15 protein-coding genes are annotated in these 15617 nt (G+C 65.8%); 9 read left to right on the top strand and 6 right to left on the bottom strand.

Features of this window, described 5'->3' with window-relative positions; genetic code table 11:
• Positions 1 to 24 precede the first annotated feature (24 nt).
• The 4 genes from ACFYOW_RS14850 to ACFYOW_RS14835 all read left to right on the top strand — a co-directional run bounded on the left by ACFYOW_RS14850 (position 25) and on the right by ACFYOW_RS14835 (position 3871).
• The gene (locus tag ACFYOW_RS14850; RefSeq protein WP_387288078.1) at positions 25 to 1029 is read left to right on the top strand and encodes a DUF1702 family protein; all 1005 of its coding nucleotides are present in this window, start codon (positions 25 to 27) and stop codon (positions 1027 to 1029) included.
• Complete coding sequence (locus tag ACFYOW_RS14845; RefSeq protein WP_387288076.1) at positions 1030 to 2658, top strand: fatty acyl-AMP ligase; 1629 nt, start codon at positions 1030 to 1032, stop codon at positions 2656 to 2658. It abuts the gene before it with no gap.
• Positions 2655 to 3362, top strand: a complete 708-nt coding sequence (locus ACFYOW_RS14840) for an LppX_LprAFG lipoprotein (RefSeq protein WP_387288074.1) — start codon at positions 2655 to 2657, stop codon at positions 3360 to 3362. Before ACFYOW_RS14845 ends, ACFYOW_RS14840 begins: the two co-directional genes overlap by 4 nt.
• 68 nt (positions 3363 to 3430) lie before the next feature.
• Complete coding sequence (locus ACFYOW_RS14835; protein WP_387288072.1) at positions 3431 to 3871, top strand: SCP2 sterol-binding domain-containing protein; 441 nt, start codon at positions 3431 to 3433, stop codon at positions 3869 to 3871.
• A 169-nt stretch (positions 3872 to 4040) separates the two neighbouring features.
• Here ACFYOW_RS14835 and ACFYOW_RS14830 read toward each other — a convergent pair whose 3' ends face one another.
• A complete protein-coding gene (locus ACFYOW_RS14830) occupies positions 4041 to 4685 on the bottom strand; it encodes an SDR family oxidoreductase (RefSeq protein ID WP_387288818.1) in 645 nt (214 codons plus the stop codon).
• Between ACFYOW_RS14830 and ACFYOW_RS14825 the strand changes: the two genes are divergently transcribed.
• The 3 genes from ACFYOW_RS14825 (at position 4578) to ACFYOW_RS14815 (ending at position 8088) form a co-directional block, all read left to right on the top strand.
• Positions 4578 to 5276 (top strand): PucR family transcriptional regulator, encoded by a 699-nt coding sequence (locus tag ACFYOW_RS14825; RefSeq protein WP_387288070.1) that lies wholly within the window; start codon positions 4578 to 4580, stop codon positions 5274 to 5276. The genes ACFYOW_RS14830 and ACFYOW_RS14825 overlap by 108 nt on opposite strands.
• 254 nt (positions 5277 to 5530) lie before the next feature.
• Positions 5531 to 7222, top strand: coding sequence for a PHA/PHB synthase family protein (locus tag ACFYOW_RS14820; protein ID WP_387288068.1), 1692 nt, complete (start codon positions 5531 to 5533; stop codon positions 7220 to 7222).
• A 38-nt stretch (positions 7223 to 7260) separates the two neighbouring features.
• Entirely contained in the window at positions 7261 to 8088 is an 828-nt protein-coding gene (locus ACFYOW_RS14815; protein ID WP_387288066.1) for an alpha/beta fold hydrolase, read from the top strand.
• A gap of 245 nt (positions 8089 to 8333) precedes the next feature.
• Here the strand turns inward: ACFYOW_RS14815 and ACFYOW_RS14810 are convergent, their stop codons facing one another.
• The 3 genes from ACFYOW_RS14810 to ACFYOW_RS14800 form a co-directional block, all read right to left on the bottom strand.
• Positions 8334 to 8546: a DUF2892 domain-containing protein gene (locus tag ACFYOW_RS14810; RefSeq protein ID WP_387288064.1), complete on the bottom strand. Its 213-nt coding sequence runs from the start codon at positions 8544 to 8546 to the stop codon at positions 8334 to 8336.
• Positions 8547 to 8738: 192 nt separating this feature from the next.
• Positions 8739 to 9125, bottom strand: a complete 387-nt coding sequence (locus ACFYOW_RS14805) for a carboxymuconolactone decarboxylase family protein (RefSeq protein ID WP_387288062.1) — start codon at positions 9123 to 9125, stop codon at positions 8739 to 8741.
• A gap of 17 nt (positions 9126 to 9142) precedes the next feature.
• Entirely contained in the window at positions 9143 to 11263 is a 2121-nt protein-coding gene (locus ACFYOW_RS14800) for an MMPL family transporter (protein WP_387288060.1), read from the bottom strand.
• A gap of 204 nt (positions 11264 to 11467) precedes the next feature.
• On the opposite strand from ACFYOW_RS14800, the gene ACFYOW_RS14795 reads away from it, so the two are divergent.
• Positions 11468 to 11728 (top strand): metal-sensitive transcriptional regulator, encoded by a 261-nt coding sequence (locus ACFYOW_RS14795; RefSeq protein WP_387288058.1) that lies wholly within the window; start codon positions 11468 to 11470, stop codon positions 11726 to 11728.
• 79 nt (positions 11729 to 11807) lie between these two features.
• On the opposite strand, the gene ACFYOW_RS14790 is transcribed toward ACFYOW_RS14795, so the two are convergent.
• Together ACFYOW_RS14790 and ACFYOW_RS14785 are read right to left on the bottom strand one after the other, a co-directional pair.
• Positions 11808 to 11969 (bottom strand): hypothetical protein, encoded by a 162-nt coding sequence (locus tag ACFYOW_RS14790; protein WP_387288056.1) that lies wholly within the window; start codon positions 11967 to 11969, stop codon positions 11808 to 11810.
• Positions 11970 to 12392: 423 nt separating this feature from the next.
• On the bottom strand, positions 12393 to 13238 hold the full coding sequence (locus ACFYOW_RS14785; protein WP_387288054.1) for a 3-hydroxybutyryl-CoA dehydrogenase: 846 nt from the start codon (positions 13236 to 13238) through the stop codon (positions 12393 to 12395).
• A 595-nt stretch (positions 13239 to 13833) separates the two neighbouring features.
• On the opposite strand from ACFYOW_RS14785, the gene ACFYOW_RS14780 reads away from it, so the two are divergent.
• Positions 13834 to 15174, top strand: a complete 1341-nt coding sequence (locus tag ACFYOW_RS14780) for an MFS transporter (RefSeq protein ID WP_387288052.1) — start codon at positions 13834 to 13836, stop codon at positions 15172 to 15174.
• Positions 15175 to 15617: the final 443 nt, after the last annotated feature.

Genomic DNA, 15617 nt, shown 5'->3' with positions numbered 1-15617 from the left:
TCCGATCGCAGCAGGAGCTTCCACGTGACAGCACTTCGCGTTCTTCGCCGAATACTGCCCGTGCCCACCCGCGCCGACGCGCTGTTCGCACGCCGTGGGTTCCCGACCTCGGCGGCGATAACCAGCACGCTCGAACAGGTTGGGGTACAGGTGATCCGGGGCTTCGAGATGGGCGCAGACATTGCCGACATCGATGACCTCGCATCGGCTCTCGACCATATCGACCCGTTCTATCGCAGCCTCGCCTACGAAGGGGCGGTGACCGCGCTCGTCACCCGCGACCTCATCGGCTTTCGGCGGCGGCACCTGGCCCGGCAATTCGTCGAGGGTCCAGGTGCGCCACACGCCTATATGGCGTATGTCGGCTACGGGCTACTGATGCCGCGCCTGCCGAGGTTCCTGTGGCGACGGTGCACGCCGAACCTCGGCGACGATGCGGTGTTGTCACAGCTGACCTGGCTGGCGGCCGACGGATTCGGTTTCGACGGAGCGTTTTTCCGGACGCGGCGATGGATCGACAGGCAGTGGCGGCCCAAGCCGTACTCATGGGAGGGGGACAGTTCCTACTTCCTGCGCGCCGTCGACCAGGGCGTCGGACGAGCGTTTTACTTCGTCCACGACGCGGACCTGGCGGCGATCGCCGACCGGATCGACCGCATGGATCCACACCGCCGAGCCGACCTGTGGAGCGGTATCGCCGCCGCCATCGCCTATCTCGGCGGAGTCGCGGAGTCCGAGGTACGCACGGCGCAGCGACGTGCCGGGCTCGCCGCCGCGGACATGGCGCAGGGTGCCGCGTTCGCGATCAAGGCCAGAGCACATGCCGGGTACGTACCGGAATGCTCGGTGTCCGCGGCACGAGTGCTCTGTGGTCGCGATGTCGATGCGGTCGTCGCGGTCGTCGACGAGACGAGCACCCAACCGGTCAGTACGGGCGAGCCCGGTTATGAGCAATGGCGACGCCGGTTACGTGAGCGCCTCGCGCCACCGACGCTATTGCCCGCGGTCGATCAACCACGAGGAGCTTAGATGTCGCGCTTTATCGATGACGTACTGTCCAACAGCACCTCCGACCGGGGCTTCTCCTACGGCGAGCCCGACGCGCTGCGCCGTAAGACGTGGGCGGAGTTGTTGCGGCACAGTCGATGTGCCGCGCAGTCGCTGACCGAGCATGGTGCGTCCATGGGTTCGCGGGTCGCCATCCTCGCCGGTGAACCCGAGGACGTCGTGGTATCGGTCCTGGCCTGCTGGTTGCTCGGTGCCTCGGCCACCATGCTGCATCAACCGACGCACCGAACCGATCTGACCGTCTGGGCCCGTGACACCCTCAGATCCCTCGATGTCATCGACGCCAAACTGGTGTTGATCGGAACCCCCTTCGACAGCGCGGCGACCATCCTCGCCGAGCACGATGTGCCGAGTGTGTCGATCGCGCGGCTCGGTGCGTCGACACCGTTGGAGCCCGCCGATGTTCCGGATGACACCCTGGCGCTACTTCAGCTGACGTCGGGGTCCACCGGCACCCCGAAAGCCGTCGCCATCACCCACGCCAACCTGTACGCCAGCGGCCACGCCATCGCGCGGAGCGCCGATATCGATCCGGCCGGAGATATCGGGGTGAGCTGGCTTCCGCTGTTCCATGACATGGGCATGGTCGGGTTCGTGGCGACGCCGTTGCAGTTCGGGATCGAGGTTGTGTGCGTGAGTCCGACGCATTTCCTGCGTGCACCGCTGGTATGGATGGATCTCATCACTCGATATCGCGGCACGATGACCGCCGCGCCGAACTTCGCCTACGAGATCGCGGCCCGGCGAATGGAATTGGCTGCGGATGGGGCGTTCGACCTGTCGAGTATGCGGTTCGCGTTGAACGGCGCCGAACCGATCGATGCGACCGCGGTCGCGCGATTCATCGAGGCCGGAGCACGTTTCGGCCTGTCCCCCGGTGCGGTGGTGCCCGCGTACGGTATGGCGGAGGCCACGCTCGCGGTGTCGTTCAGTCCGGTCGGTCTCGGTGTGCGAACCGATGCCGTGCGGGCCGACTCCATCGAGACGGCGGGTTACGCGCAGCCGACCGAGGATGCGGACGCCCGGATGTTCGTGACGCTCGGGCCACCGGTGCCCGGTGTCGAGGCACGAGTGCTGGACGACACCGGAGCATCCGTCGCGCCGCGCACGGTCGGCGAGATCTTCATCGCCGGTGCCGCGGTCACCGATGGTTACTTCACCGAAAATGGTTACAGCTCAGCACGAAACGACGCCGGGTGGTTGCCGACCGGCGATCTCGGCTACCTGACCGAATCCGGGGAGATCGTCGTCTGTGGGCGCAAGAAGGACACCATCATCGTCGGTGGCCGCAATATTTTCCCCACCGATATCGAGCGCGCCGCCGCGACGGTGGCGGGTGTCCGACGCGGCAACACCGTCGCCGTGCGACTCGAACCCGGGGAAATCCGTGAGGGTTTCGCCGTCGCCGTCGAGTCCGCCGAGTGGAACGACGACGAGCACGTCGCACGCATCCAACGGGAGGTGACCCGCGTCGTCCGCGACAGCGTGGGGGCGACACCACGCTCGGTTGCCGTTGTCGGTCCGGGGTCTATACCGAAGACTCCGTCGGGCAAGGTGCGCCGAACCAACTCCGCCCACCTGATCCGATGATCGGCCGACGCGCCGGTATCGGCATCGCCGTGGCCGCCCTGCTGTTGCTGATCGGCGGCACCGGCTGCACCGCGGATGGCGGTCTGCCGCGACCGGCCCAGTTGCTGCGCAACGCCGCCGCTGCGGCGCGTGCGACGACAAGCGCGCACGTCACCTTGCAACTCAGCGGCGCACCCCTGAGCGGAGTGAGTGTGCGGGCCATGTCGGCCGATGTGGTCCGTGACGGTGACGCGCGAGCGAAAGGTCAGCTCGTGGTGCCGTCGGTGTTCGGTGACACCCGCCTCGATTTCGTCGAGATCGACTCGACCATCTACACCCGCGACGCTTCCGGACGATTCGCGCCCGCGCCGCCACAGCAGAACGGGTCGGCCAATCCGTTGCCCACCACACTGATCGACCCGCACCGAGGAGTCGCGAACCTACTGTCATCGATGTCATCGGTGCAGACCGAGGCCAGAGAAACGGTCGGCAACGTCGATGCGTTCCGCGTTACCGGAGTCGTTGCGGCCCACGGCATCGCGCAGGTGGTCCCGAACGTCACCACGGACGGCACATTGACGGTGTGGTTCAAGGTGGGTGGTCGACATGAGCCGGTCGCGACCAGGCTGGTGATCGGTCAGGGGGACCCCGCATCGCAATCCGTGCTCGATGTGACGGTCAGCGACGTCAACCGACCCGTCCATGTCGCCGATCCGCGCAGCTAGCTCGACACCCCGAGAACACCGTGACTCGAACGCGCCGAAGCCATTCGGCGTCCGATGGAGGGAATCCGATGGAAGACATCACCGAGATCGACCCCGAGCAAGTCTCGCCGGGTGAGTTCAAGAACCTCATCACCAGTACCTCCGATGAACAGTTGCGCGCAGCGCTGGCCGACCCGAAGTTGCGAAGCACCATGCTCGACACCGTTTTCACGCGCATGCCGGACCGATTGAGTGTCGATGAGGCACGCGATGTCGATGCCACCGTGCTGTGGCGAGTAGGACAGACTCCCGACGAGTGGTTGGTGACGATTCGCGACGGCGCGTGCACCGTGACGAAGGCGACGGCGGGTGTCAAACCGACAGTGTCGTTGACACTGGGCGATGTGCTGTTCCTGCGATTGCTGTCCGGTCAGGCGTCGGGAACGAAATCAATGCTTTCGGGCAAGCTGCGTGTCAAGGGTGACGTACTGTTCGCCAGGCGAGTGGAGAAGCTGTTCAACACCGATTAGTCAGGAGTGTCCGCCATAACCCCCCCGTCCCACACGGTTGGCTCGGGCCTGCGCTTCGCTCACGCCATTCGCTCTGCCGTTGTGCCACAAGAAGTTTTGCCCCACGCCGGTTGTCTGGGCCGCTGCACGCGGCCACGTCCGGCATCGCGGTCATCCCAAATGACAATCGCTACATATCCATGCCGCCGTTGACGCTCCACACCTGGCCGGTGATGTAGGAGGAGGCGTCGGCGGCCAGGAAATGGACGACTCGGGCGATCTCGTCCGGACGACCCGCCCGGCCGACCGGGATCTGGGCGGTGAGTCTGGCCATGACCTTGTCGGGGATGGCCGCGGTCATCTCAGTGCTGATCAGCCCGGGCGTCACCGTATTGACGGTGACGCCGATGCTGTCGTCGGAGCGTTTGCCGGATTTCGCGAGCTGGTAGGCGGCTTCCTTGGCAAGGGTCTTGGTCAGTCCGAACAGTCCGGACTTCGACGCGGCGTAGTTTGCTTGACCGATATTGCCGGTCTCGCCGACGACCGAGGACACGTTGACGATGCGCCCGGTGCCGCGCTCCACCATGTGTGCCAATGCGGCCTGGGAAAGGAAGAAGGCGCCGGAGAGGTTGACCGCGAGGACGGTGGACCACTGTTCCTCGGTCATCTCGGCGACGGTGCGGTCCATGGTGATTCCGGCGTTGTTCACCAAAATATCGAGGCGGCCATGGGTTTCGATCACTTCGGCGATGGTGCGGCGGCAGTCTGCGGCGGAGCCGACATTGCCGCGATGGACCGAGGCCGCCGCGCCGTGCGGTTCGGTGGCCCGCCGCAGGCGGTCGGCGCGCATGCCGCGCCGCTGATCGGGGCCGCCGACCGGACGAGCGCATGGGCGTGGCTGCCATATCGGTCCGAGCCCTCCGATGCGGTGGCCGCGGTCCGTGATTTCGCGAGCAAGCGGCCGGAGGCACCGCGGCTGGCGATCGGCATCATGGGCCGAGGGGTATCCGGCTTCCGCCGATCGCATCGGTATGCGCTGCGCGCACGCTCGGTCGCGCTGATCCGTGGGGACGTAGAACCGAGGATCATCGCGGCCAGCGATGAGGGGCTGTCGGCCGCGGCGTTGCTCGGCGGCGGCCGTGCGGAGGTCGGCGAATGGGTGGGCGAGGTGCTCGGCGAATTGGCCGCCGACAACGACAACGATGCCCGGCTGCGCGAGACGCTGCGGGTGTTCCTGCGCACCGGTTCCAGCTACAAGGCGGCTGCCGCGGAGCTCGATCTACATTTCAACTCGGTGAAATACCGTGTCGGTCGGGCGGTTTCGCGGCGCGGGCGGCCGATCACCGACGACCGGTTGGACGTCGAGCTGGCGCTGCTGATCTGCCACTGGTACGGCGCGGCGGTATTGCGGCCGAATTCTGACTGACCGCGGCGACAAACCCGCGCGCAGACTTCGTTCCTTCGGGACAATGGCGCGCCCGCCGATCGGTTCTATCGTTCTCCCATCAAACGACGATGCGGCGCATGAGCAACGGAGCGGGCGCTACACCGACGATCCCATGCCGATGGACAGCGTGGTCAGCGGCATCGAAGGCCGTACCGCGCGTCGAGGACGCCGCGCCCGTCCGCGCACCGGCCCGTCACCGAGGCCAGCCGACCCTCTTTCAAGGAGTTCCACTGATGACAACGACCATCGATGCCGCCGACGAACTCGCGGCCCCGCTGGATCTGCTGCTGACCAGTTCGGCCATCGGCGTCGGCCGACGCATGCTGCCGAATACGTCCTGGACCAGGCTGGCATTGAGCCTGGGCAAACAGCCGAAGACGGTCGCGGATCGGGTCGGTGCGTTCGGCCAGGAGTTGGTGAGGATCGCCCGCGGGCACTCGGATCGGGTACCGGCGAAGGGCGACCGGCGCTTCGACGATCCGGCATGGCGGGGCAATCCGCTGTTCAAGCGGTCCATGCAGGCATATCTGGCCGCCACCGCCACCGTCGACGCGCTGTTCACCGACGCGCACCTGGATTGGCGCGATGCCGAATGGATGCGCTTCGTCCTGGATAATGTGATGGATGGCGTCTCGCCGAGCAATAACCCGCTGCTGAGCCCGGTCGCATGGAAAGCGTTGCTGGACAGCGGCGGCGCGAGCGCGGTGCGCGGATTGCGGCATTTCCTCTCCGATATTTCCGCCGCCCCGCGGGTGCCGTCGATGGTCGATTCGGATGCCTTCACCCTCGGCGAAACCGTCGCGACCACACCGGGTTCGGTGGTGCTGCGCACCGAGATGTTCGAGCTGATCCAGTACGCGCCGCAGACCGAACACGTGCGCACGGTACCGCTGCTGATGGTGCCGCCGGTGATCAACAAGTTCTACATCATGGATATCGCACCGGACCGCAGCATGGTCGAGTACTTCGTCCGCCAAGGCCAGCAGGTGTTCGCTATATCCTGGCGCAATCCGACTGCCCGCCAACGGGATTGGGGTTTCGACGAGTACGGGCAGGCGATCATCGACGCGCTCGGCGCGGTTGAGCGGATCACCGGCTCCGAGAGCACCCATCTGCAAGCCTCGTGTTCGGGTGGCATCATCGCCGCGATGACCGCGGCCCATCTGACCGCGATCGACCAGGACCATCGGCTGGCCAGTCTGACACTCATGGTGACCGTGCTCGATCAGAGTCATGCGGGCTTCGCCGCGGCCGCGATAGACGAGGAGACCGCGAATATCGCGATCGCACTCTCGGCCAAGAAGGGCTACCTCGACGGGCGCGGGCTGGCAGAGGTGTTCGCCTGGCTGCGGCCGAATGATCTGGTGTGGCGGTACTGGGTCAACAACTACCTGCAGGGCCGCGCGCCCGCACCCTTCGACGTGCTGTTCTGGAATGCCGACACCACTCGGATGCCGGCCGCGCTGCACCGCGACATGGTCTTGATGGGCGTGCACAATTCGCTGACCGCACCGGATCAGGTGAGCATGCTCGGCACTCCGGTCGACCTGTCCCAGGTCGCCGTCGATACCTACGTGGTGGCCGGGATCGCCGACCATATCTCACCCTGGCAGGCGTGCTACCGCAGCGCCCGGCTGCTCGGCAGCAAGGATCTGCGGTTCGTGCTCTCCACCAGCGGACATATCGCCGCGCTGGTCAACCCGCCGGGAAATCCCAAGGCCTCCTACCGGATCGGTGAAGTCGACGAGGCCGATCCGGGGGAGTGGCTCGACGGTACCGCCAAGAATTCGGGCTCCTGGTGGCCGAATTTCGTCGAATGGCTCGCCGAACGAAGCGGTCCGGAGCGGGACGCGCCGCAATCACTGGGAACGCCCGATCTGCCACCAGTGGATTCGGCGCCGGGAACTTACGTGCTCGAACACTGAAAGATCGTCATGACAAAGCTTTTCGAAGCGCGGCTGCGATGAGTGCGCCGCAGCCGGTCACCTATGTCGAACAGCGCCTCATCGCTGTGCTCGGCCAGCAGATCCGGGTACATGTGCGCTGGGGAACCGGTGTGCCGCTGGTGCTGTGCAACGGTATCGGCGCAAGTCTCGAGGTACTCGATCCACTTGTCGCACAGCTGAATCCCGCGACTACCGTGGTCCGGTTCGACGTGCCGGGCACCGGTGCGTCGCCGGATTCACCACTGCCATACGGATTTCCGTATCTGGCCGCGGTACTCGGGCAGCTATTGCGCAAACTCGGCATCCGCGGGTGCGTCGATATCCTCGGACTGTCTTGGGGCGGTGCGCTGGCCCAGCAGTTCGCCTTCCAGTATCCGCGGCGCTGCCGCACGCTGATCTTGGTGTCCACCGGCACCGGTGTGATCATGGTGCCGGGACGACCGACCGCGCTGCTGAAAATGCTGACACCACGGCGATTTCTGGACCATGGCTACGCCGCCTCCATCGCCGGTGAGCTCTACGGCGGATCCGTCCGCGCCGATCCGTCGATTATCGAGCGGCTGTTCGATCGACAGCTGATGGCCGGGTCCCGGGTCGGCTATCTGCACCAACTGCTGGCCGGATCGGTGTGGACGAGCATCTTCGCACTGCCGCTCATCCGTCAGCCCACGCTGATCATCGCGGGCACCGACGATCCGATCATCCCGACCGCCAACGCCCGCATCATGCACCGACTGCTCCCGCACTCGACCGTCCACCTGCACGGTGGCGGCCACGTCGACCTCATCACCAACGCCGCCGATTCAGCGCCCGTCATCGAGAGGTTCAGGAAAGTAGAGTCCTGAGCACACCGGTATCCATCGACAGCGCCGACTTCTTATCGAGGGCGTTGAGCCACTTATCACGTCCTCCATTGGCGGATTCGGAGAGATATGAGTGCACCCACCGCCCAGGACCCCGGGGCTGCCGCCAATTTATCTGTGCGCCCGGCGCCAGATCACTACGACGAACTCCGGATAAACGTACCTTTCGGTGGCTGCCCTTCATCCGGAGGTTTTCGCCGCTGTCCCGTCTGCTGTAGCGTGCTCGGCTAGCTGAACGCGCGGCCGGCTGGGAGCCCGAGTTTCCGCAGAAGTGCTGCGGCAGGGCAGAATCCGGTGACGCTCGCCTGGAGTTGGTTGGCTCCCGCGAACGCGGTCAGCAGGAGGAACCAGGGCGAGATCAGCACCGCGAGTGTCAGGCCGAGCAGGGTGATGGTGCCTGCGAGGGTGAGCACAGCGCGGTCGATGTTCATGTGGGGCATGGGTTCACCTACTTTCCGAGGATTCGGTGCAGCCAGCTGCTTCGTTCGGCATCCGGATGGCCTGGACACCATTGATCGGCGGGGACAGTGGCCTTGACCTGGGCGATGTGTTGTCCACAGCCGGACCAGGTGGTTTTGGCGCAGGTTTTGCAGCGGATCGGTTGGCACACGGTTGGATTCTCTTCCCTTGAATCAGGCGGGGTACTCGCCGGCGTCGATGGCCGCGGCGAATTCGGAGAAGGCCTCGTAGGCGCGGGCGCCGTGAATGGTCGCGGGTCCGCCGTGCATCAGGAAGGTGACGCCGATGGCTTCGGCGGCCTCCTGTGGGGTCGCCCCGGCGCGTGCCGCGGCTTGGCCGTGCGAGGCGATGCACCCGTCGCAGCCTTCGACGACGCCGATCGCGAAGGCGATGAGTTCCTTGGTTTTGCGGTCGAGCGCGCCGGGGGCGAACGCGGCCTTGCTCAGTTCGCCGAAGCCTTGGTACACGTCGGGGATGGCCTTGCGCAGGTCGCGGTGCAGTGGAGTCAGTTCGCGGAGCACCTGTTTGCCGTGGCTGCTGGCGTGTTCGGTCGTTGTCATTCGGATTCCTTTCGAATTCAGCCGTGCGAGAAGTGGATGGTGGGCAGGATTCGGCGCAGCCAGGTCGGCGTGGCCCAAGCGGTGCGCCCGGCCAGTCGCAGCATCACCGGCAGCAGGACCAGCCGGACCAGGAAGGCGTCGAGCAGGACAGCGACGCCGAGGATCACGCCCATCTCCTTGGGCGGCAGCGGGCCGGACAGTGCGAAGGTGAAGAACACCGCGACCATGACGCCTCCGGCGGCGAAGATGACCCGCCCCGAGTGTGCGACAGCGCCGACCATGGCCTCTCGGGGATCGCCTGAGCGTTCCCAGTGCTCTTTGGCCGAGGCGAGCAGGAACACGGTGTAGTCCATGGCGATCGCGAAGATCATCGCGAAGAAGAACACCGGCGCCCAGGCGTCCAGGAAGCCCTGGTGCTCGAAGCCGAGCATGCCGGAACCGATCCCGTCCTGGAACACCAGCCGGGCGACGCCGAAGGCGGCGGCAGTTGAGAGCAGGCTGGTCAAGGTACCGAGCAGCGAGATCAGCGGTGCCTGCAATGCGAACAGCAGCAGCGCGAAGCCTAGGACGAGCACGACGCCGATCACGATCGGGGTGTAGCGATCCAGTTGCTGCTTCAGGTCGATGTTCTCCACCGCCGCCCCGCCGACCTGTGCGGATGTCGGTAGCTCGGCCCGCAGGCGAGCCACGGTGGCGGTGAGCGTCGGGTCGGACGGGTCGACCGTCGGGACCGCCTCGATCATGCGGTGGTCGCTGCCGTCGGCAGAGGGCACAATCGGCATCACGGCACCGATACCTTGGTCGGCCGCCAGAATTCGGTTCGCGGCCTCGGCATCCTGTGAGCTGGTCACCACCTGCAGCATGCCCGGCGAACCGGGTCCGAAGGCCTGCTGTACCAGCGAGTACCCGACTCGGGCGCTCGCGTTCTCGGGCAGCACCTTGATCGACGGCATCGCCGTCTTCAACCCGACGGCCGGCGCGGCCAGCGCCACCAGCACGATCAACGATCCCAGGCCCCACACGACCGGTCGGCGCCACAGCCGTTCGCCCCAGCGGGCGAAGGCGGGCGACCGGTGCTCACCGGTATGCACCCAGGGCAGCGATAGCTTGTTGATCCGATCTGCCAGCTTGAACAGCACGACCGGCAGCAGGGTCAGGGTCGCGGCGAGGACGAAGACGACCGAGAGCATGATGCCGCCGGCCATCGACCGGAACGACGGCGAGGGTACGAGCATCACCGCCGACAGCGACACCAGGACGGTGGCGCCGGACAGCAGGATCGCCTTGCCGGCGGTCTCCATCGTTTCCGCGACCGCTTCGCGTGGCGATTCGTGCCGGCCCATCAGCGCCGCACGGAACCGGACCACCAGGAAGAGCGCGTAGTCGATACCGAGCGCGAGTGAAAACATCATCGCGAAGTTCATCGCCCAGATGGATACCGGCACGAAGTGGTTGATCAGCACGAGTGAGCCGGCCGAGGCTATCAGCCCGGCGAGGGTCAGCAGCAGGGGGAGACCGGCGGCGACCAGCGCCCCGAACGCGAGCACCAGGATCGCCAAAGTGACCGGCCAGGAGAACATTTCGGATTTCATCATCGCGTCGAGGTTGGCCGCGTTGAAGTCCGACCACAACAGTGACGATCCGGTCGGATTCACCTGCACCGTGTCGGTCGACAACGCCTGCAACCGGCCCTTCAGATCAGTTGCGGCGCGCACCATTTCGTTGGTGTCAGCGCCCGCGCCGGCGAGCACCACTGCCGTGCGATGGTCCGGCGACAGGCTGGTGCCGGGCGTCGGAGCAATCACCTGCGCGATCCGCGAATCGGTTTGGACCACCCGCATGACCTCGGCGATTACCGCCGGGCCGTCACCGCTGTCGAGCGGACCGGCGCTGCTGTGCACCACCACCTGGATCGCGTGACTGGCGTTGCCGCCGAAATGGTCCTGCGCCAACTGCCGTACGGCGACCGATTGCGAGCCATCGGCCTGCCAACCTGCGCCCGACAGGCTCTTCTCCACCATAGGCGCGAAGGCGCCCAAGCTGATCACCAGCAGCACCCATGCCGCCGTGACCAGCCTCCGATGGTCGATCACCCATGTTCCGAGCCGTCCCAGCGGACCGAAGCGGCCTGCCGACACGGGCGTTGCACCACGGGTCTTCTGCACCGTCTGTACCACGTCTCACCGCCTTCCTTCATATCCCCCCTGGGGGATGTTTCGACCGACGATAGCATCCCCCCGGGGGGATGTATACTGGCGAGTGACGAAAGCCGCCGACCGCGGCGGGTTGGATCGGTGCGCACGCCAGGCGCAGCCGATCGGCACTACTGAAGGAGAACCGCGATGCAGCTGGAACCCGAGGCCGTGAAGGCGGTGACCCTCCGCATGAAGCGAGCCCACGGACACCTGGCCAGCGTCATTCGCATGCTGGAAGAAGGCGCGGAATGCGAGGACGTCATCACCCAGCTCGCGGCCGTCAACAAGGCCCTCAGCCGCAGCGGCTACGCGCTTGTCGCCACTGGACTTCAGCAGTGCCTCACCACCGGTGGCCCCGACGGCGTCGACACCAAGAAGATGGAAAAGCTCTTCCTCTCCCTGGCCTGAACTGGCGGCAACCGCTTGCGAGCACAGTCGATCTCGTCGATCACCCGTCGTGTTCCGCCCGGGCAGCAACCCGCGTCGTTCACGTGGCGGTGCTGCCGCGGTGATCGGCGTGCCATGTCACGGATGCGGCCCCGAGATCGGCCAGCTCGGCGGGCATGAGTGGTTCTGCCGTAACCAGCCGGTCCACCCCGACAGCGTGGATGCCCTCGGGGTAGAACCGAGCCGCAGCTGTCTCTACCAAGTGCTCACGTGCCTGGGATTTGTTGGCGTGGTGCAAGCGAAGCGGAGTTGGAGGCCGCCGATCCGGCTGGAGGGGTAGGTCAGAACGATCGTGCAGATATGGGACTCGACGCGGGATCTCACGGGGCGGCGGTGGCGCGTCCCGGCACGGCGGGCACGGTGCACGGTTGATCGTGAGGGCGGTTTCCGCACATACGCTGACCGGACCGGTGGCGGTGCTGAGGGCAAACATGATGTCGGAGGGCTGAAGGCTTCGCGGCTTTGTCCGGAGAGCATTGTCCGAACGAGGATCATGTCGCAGGCGGGTCACCGAATCTCGCAGCTATCGAAATCGATGACAGCCGTTGACTTCTCGCCATCGAGCAGCAGATTGTCTCGGTGGTGGCCGCCCGTACCCGTCGCGGGCGGCCGATTCCATGACCGATCAGTAGGTGTAGAAGCCGCGGCCGGTTTTGCGGCCCAGGTATCCGGCGTCGACCATGCGGCGCAGCAGCACGGGGGGTGCGTACTGGGGTTCGCCGAACTCGGCGTAGAGGGACTCGGCAACGGCGAGGGTGACATCCAGGCCGACGGTGTCTGTCAGGCGCAGCGGACCCATGGGGTGGGCGCAGCCGCTGACCATGCCTTCGTCGATGTCCTCGGCGCTGGCGAAGCCGGTCTCGAACATGCGGATCGCGTTGCACAGGTAGGGGATCAGCAGGGCGTTGACGATGAAGCCGGCCTGGTCTTTGGATTCGATGGTGCGCTTGCCCAGCACGTCGCGGGCGTAGGCGCTCACCTTGTCGACGATTGCGCGCTCGGTTTTGAGTGTTACGACGATCTCGACCAGCGGCAGTACCGGGACCGGGTTGAAGAAGTGCACACCCACCACCCGGCCCGGGTTGGCGGTGGCGTTGGCCAGCCGGATGACCGGGATCGAGGAGGTATTGGTGGCAAGGATGGTCTCGGGGGAGACGATGGCATCGAGCTTGGTGAAGAAGTCGGCCTTGAGCGATTCGATCTCCGGCGCGGCCTCGATGACGAGCTCGCGGTCGGCGAAATCGTCGATGGCTGTGGTGAGCGTGATGTTGGCGCGCGCCGCGTCGGCGGTGGCTTGTTCGAGGCGGCCGGATTTCACCGCGCGGGCCAGGGACTTCTCGATTCGCCCGACGGCGGCATCGGCCGCTTCGGTGTCGCGTTCGAGGACCAGGACCGACCCGCCTGCGCGGGCGGCTACCTCGGCGATACCGGCACCCATGGTGCCGCCGCCGATCACGCCGATGCGTTCCATTTTCGATCTCTCCTCAGTATTCGGTTTGCTCGCAGACATCCTGCTAGACCGCGCGCGCCCACCGTCGGGCGGGCAGGCACTGTGAGGTCCGATCAGCTGACAGTGATCCCGTGGGCGAGCGAGGGCTATCGGTCGGCGACTCGCCTGGAGGTGGTTGATGGTCGGACTGAGTGCTGCGGGTGCGCGGGCAGTGACAACGACAGCTTCGAGGCGGATTTTGGCGTCGAGTTCGAACATGATGGACTTCATGTACGCCTTTGTCTTCCAACGGCGCCAGCATGAGCTGACCCTGTGGCTCGGTAGCACCCGCCCTGTCTCGGAGACCTTCAGGCATGCTCAGTGGATCTCCGATCAGTCGACAAGATCACCGAGCTCGCTGGGTGCCAGCGCCTATAATTAATTAGATAGGCTAAGCAGTGTGGCGCGGCAGACCGGAACCCTGCTGGTCCGTGTGATTACTACAGAGTTCGTCGCTGGGCTCGCCGCGCACTGTCGTTTACACGGGTGCCGCGTCACATCCGCTCCCCAGGCCCATCCGTAGCAACCGAACGTTGCTTCTCCACCGAAATAGGAGCTGGACAACAGGAAGGCAGTCTTGACCGCGACCCGCACCGGCGACTACGAGATCACCACCTTCACCGATTCAGTCCGCCCCGATCTGCCGGACCCGGCATCGGAGCAGCCAGATCGCATGGGCGGAATGTTCGCTTCCCTCACCGTCCCCAATTACCGCTATTACTTTGCCGGCCAAGTGGTTTCGAATACCGGCACCTGGATGCAGCGGATCGCCCAGGACTGGCTGGTACTCGGTCTCACCGGCAGCTCGTTCGCCGTCGGCATCACCACTGCCATGCAGTTTCTGCCGATGCTGCTGTTCGGACTCTACGGCGGCGTCATCGCCGACCGCTTCCCCAAGCGGGGCCTGCTGGTCATCACTCAAGCCATCATGGGACTGCTCGCGGCGATACTCGCCGTTCTGACGCTGACCGGCGCGGTCGAGGTCTGGCACGTGTACCTGCTGGCTCTGCTTCTGGGCATGGTGACCGTGGTCGACAACCCGACGCGGCAGTCGTTCGTCCCGGAAATCGTCGGCCGCCAGCGGCTGCGCAACGCCGTCAGCCTGAATTCCGCCAACTTCCAGGCCGCTCGGCTGATCGGGCCGGCGGTTGCCGGAGCCCTGATCGCCGCGGTCGGATCCGGCTGGGCCTTCGTGATCAACGCCTGCTCCTTCGCGGCCGTTATCGGGGGTCTACTGGCGATGCGACGAACAGAGTTGACGCCGGTGCCGCGTTTGCCGAGACGGAAAGGCCAGCTGCGCGAAGGCCTTCGCTACGTGCGCGCGCATCCGCAATTGCTCTGGCCGATCGTGTTGGTGGGCTTCATCGGAACCTTCGGCTACAACTTTCCCACCGTACTGTCGGGTTACGCCTACCACGTATTCGATGTCGACGCCGGAAAATACGGCCTGCTCAACACCGCGCTGGCCGCGGGATCGCTCGTCGGTGCGCTCCTGGCGAGCCGCCGCGGGCGGGTGCGGTTGCGGATGTTGGTCGCCACCGCGATCGGTTTCGGAGTGCTGGAGGCGGTCACCGCCTTCGCCCCGGACTACTGGCTTTTCACGGCCATGCTCACGGTGGTCGGTCTACTCGGGCTCACCTTCAACACTTCGGGCAACTCGATGGTGCAGCTCGAGACGGACCCGGCCATGCGGGGCCGGGTGATGTCGCTGTACATGATGGTGTTCACCGGAGGCACCCCGATCGGCGGCCCGATCGTGGGCTGGGTCACCGAACGGTTCGGCCCCCGGTTCGGATTTTTCGCCTGTGGGGCGGTCTCCGCAGCGGCGGCGGCACTCGTCGGTCTCGTTCTCGCCCGATCCGCCGGCCTGCGGGTGCAGATCTCCGGTGGTCGGCTGTCGCTCGTTGCCCGCGAGTAAGCTGCTTCGCGGTCATCCTGCACCGCCTAGCGTCGCGCCCACGACGTGAACCGCAGCGCCACATCATGACTGCGCGATGCCGCCCACGATCATGTCGACCGCCGACGCGAGCAGCTCCGGCGGTATCGCCCGGCCCAGGTGCGTGGCGTGCAATATTGAGACCCATCCAGAAAACTAGAATCTGTGTCAGGCCGTCGGCGCCAAGGTCGGCCACCTCCCGCTCCCGTGCGGTCAGCTCCGCAGGGGCGTGGTTTGAGCGCACTAGCCGCGTGCCGTTCTCCTAAGGCGTATCCGGTCGCAGCGTCGAGATCCAGCGCTGCACCCTGGCGGAATGCGGCGTCGAAACTTCGCAGGCCTAGCCTGCCACGAGCCGTTGCCTGGCAGTGCTCATGGTGAACTGCCAGGTTTGTGAACAGTGTTGCGGAGGTCCCCGTCGACTGAGA

Origin of the sequence: Nocardia sp. NPDC006982, assembly GCF_042869435.1 — a bacterium.
In the GTDB taxonomy this organism is placed as follows: domain Bacteria; phylum Actinomycetota; class Actinomycetes; order Mycobacteriales; family Mycobacteriaceae; genus Nocardia.
This window is presented reverse-complemented; position numbering and strand designations above follow the sequence as displayed.

Bases quoted from the DNA above. Each gene is read 5' to 3' on its own strand.
- ACFYOW_RS14795 (WP_387288058.1), top strand. From the start codon at position 11,468: ATGCAGCTGGAACCCGAGGCCGTGAAGGCGGTGACCCTCCGCATGAAG.
- ACFYOW_RS14785 (WP_387288054.1), bottom strand. From the start codon at position 13,238: ATGGAACGCATCGGCGTGATCGGCGGCGGCACCATGGGTGCCGGTATC.
- ACFYOW_RS14825 (WP_387288070.1), top strand. From the start codon at position 4,578: ATGGGTTTCGATCACTTCGGCGATGGTGCGGCGGCAGTCTGCGGCGGA.
- ACFYOW_RS14815 (WP_387288066.1), top strand. From the start codon at position 7,261: ATGAGTGCGCCGCAGCCGGTCACCTATGTCGAACAGCGCCTCATCGCT.
- ACFYOW_RS14840 (WP_387288074.1), top strand. From the start codon at position 2,655: ATGATCGGCCGACGCGCCGGTATCGGCATCGCCGTGGCCGCCCTGCTG.
- ACFYOW_RS14820 (WP_387288068.1), top strand. From the start codon at position 5,531: ATGACAACGACCATCGATGCCGCCGACGAACTCGCGGCCCCGCTGGAT.
- ACFYOW_RS14810 (WP_387288064.1), bottom strand. From the start codon at position 8,546: ATGCCCCACATGAACATCGACCGCGCTGTGCTCACCCTCGCAGGCACC.
- ACFYOW_RS14805 (WP_387288062.1), bottom strand. From the start codon at position 9,125: ATGACAACGACCGAACACGCCAGCAGCCACGGCAAACAGGTGCTCCGC.
- ACFYOW_RS14845 (WP_387288076.1), top strand. From the start codon at position 1,030: ATGTCGCGCTTTATCGATGACGTACTGTCCAACAGCACCTCCGACCGG.
- ACFYOW_RS14835 (WP_387288072.1), top strand. From the start codon at position 3,431: ATGGAAGACATCACCGAGATCGACCCCGAGCAAGTCTCGCCGGGTGAG.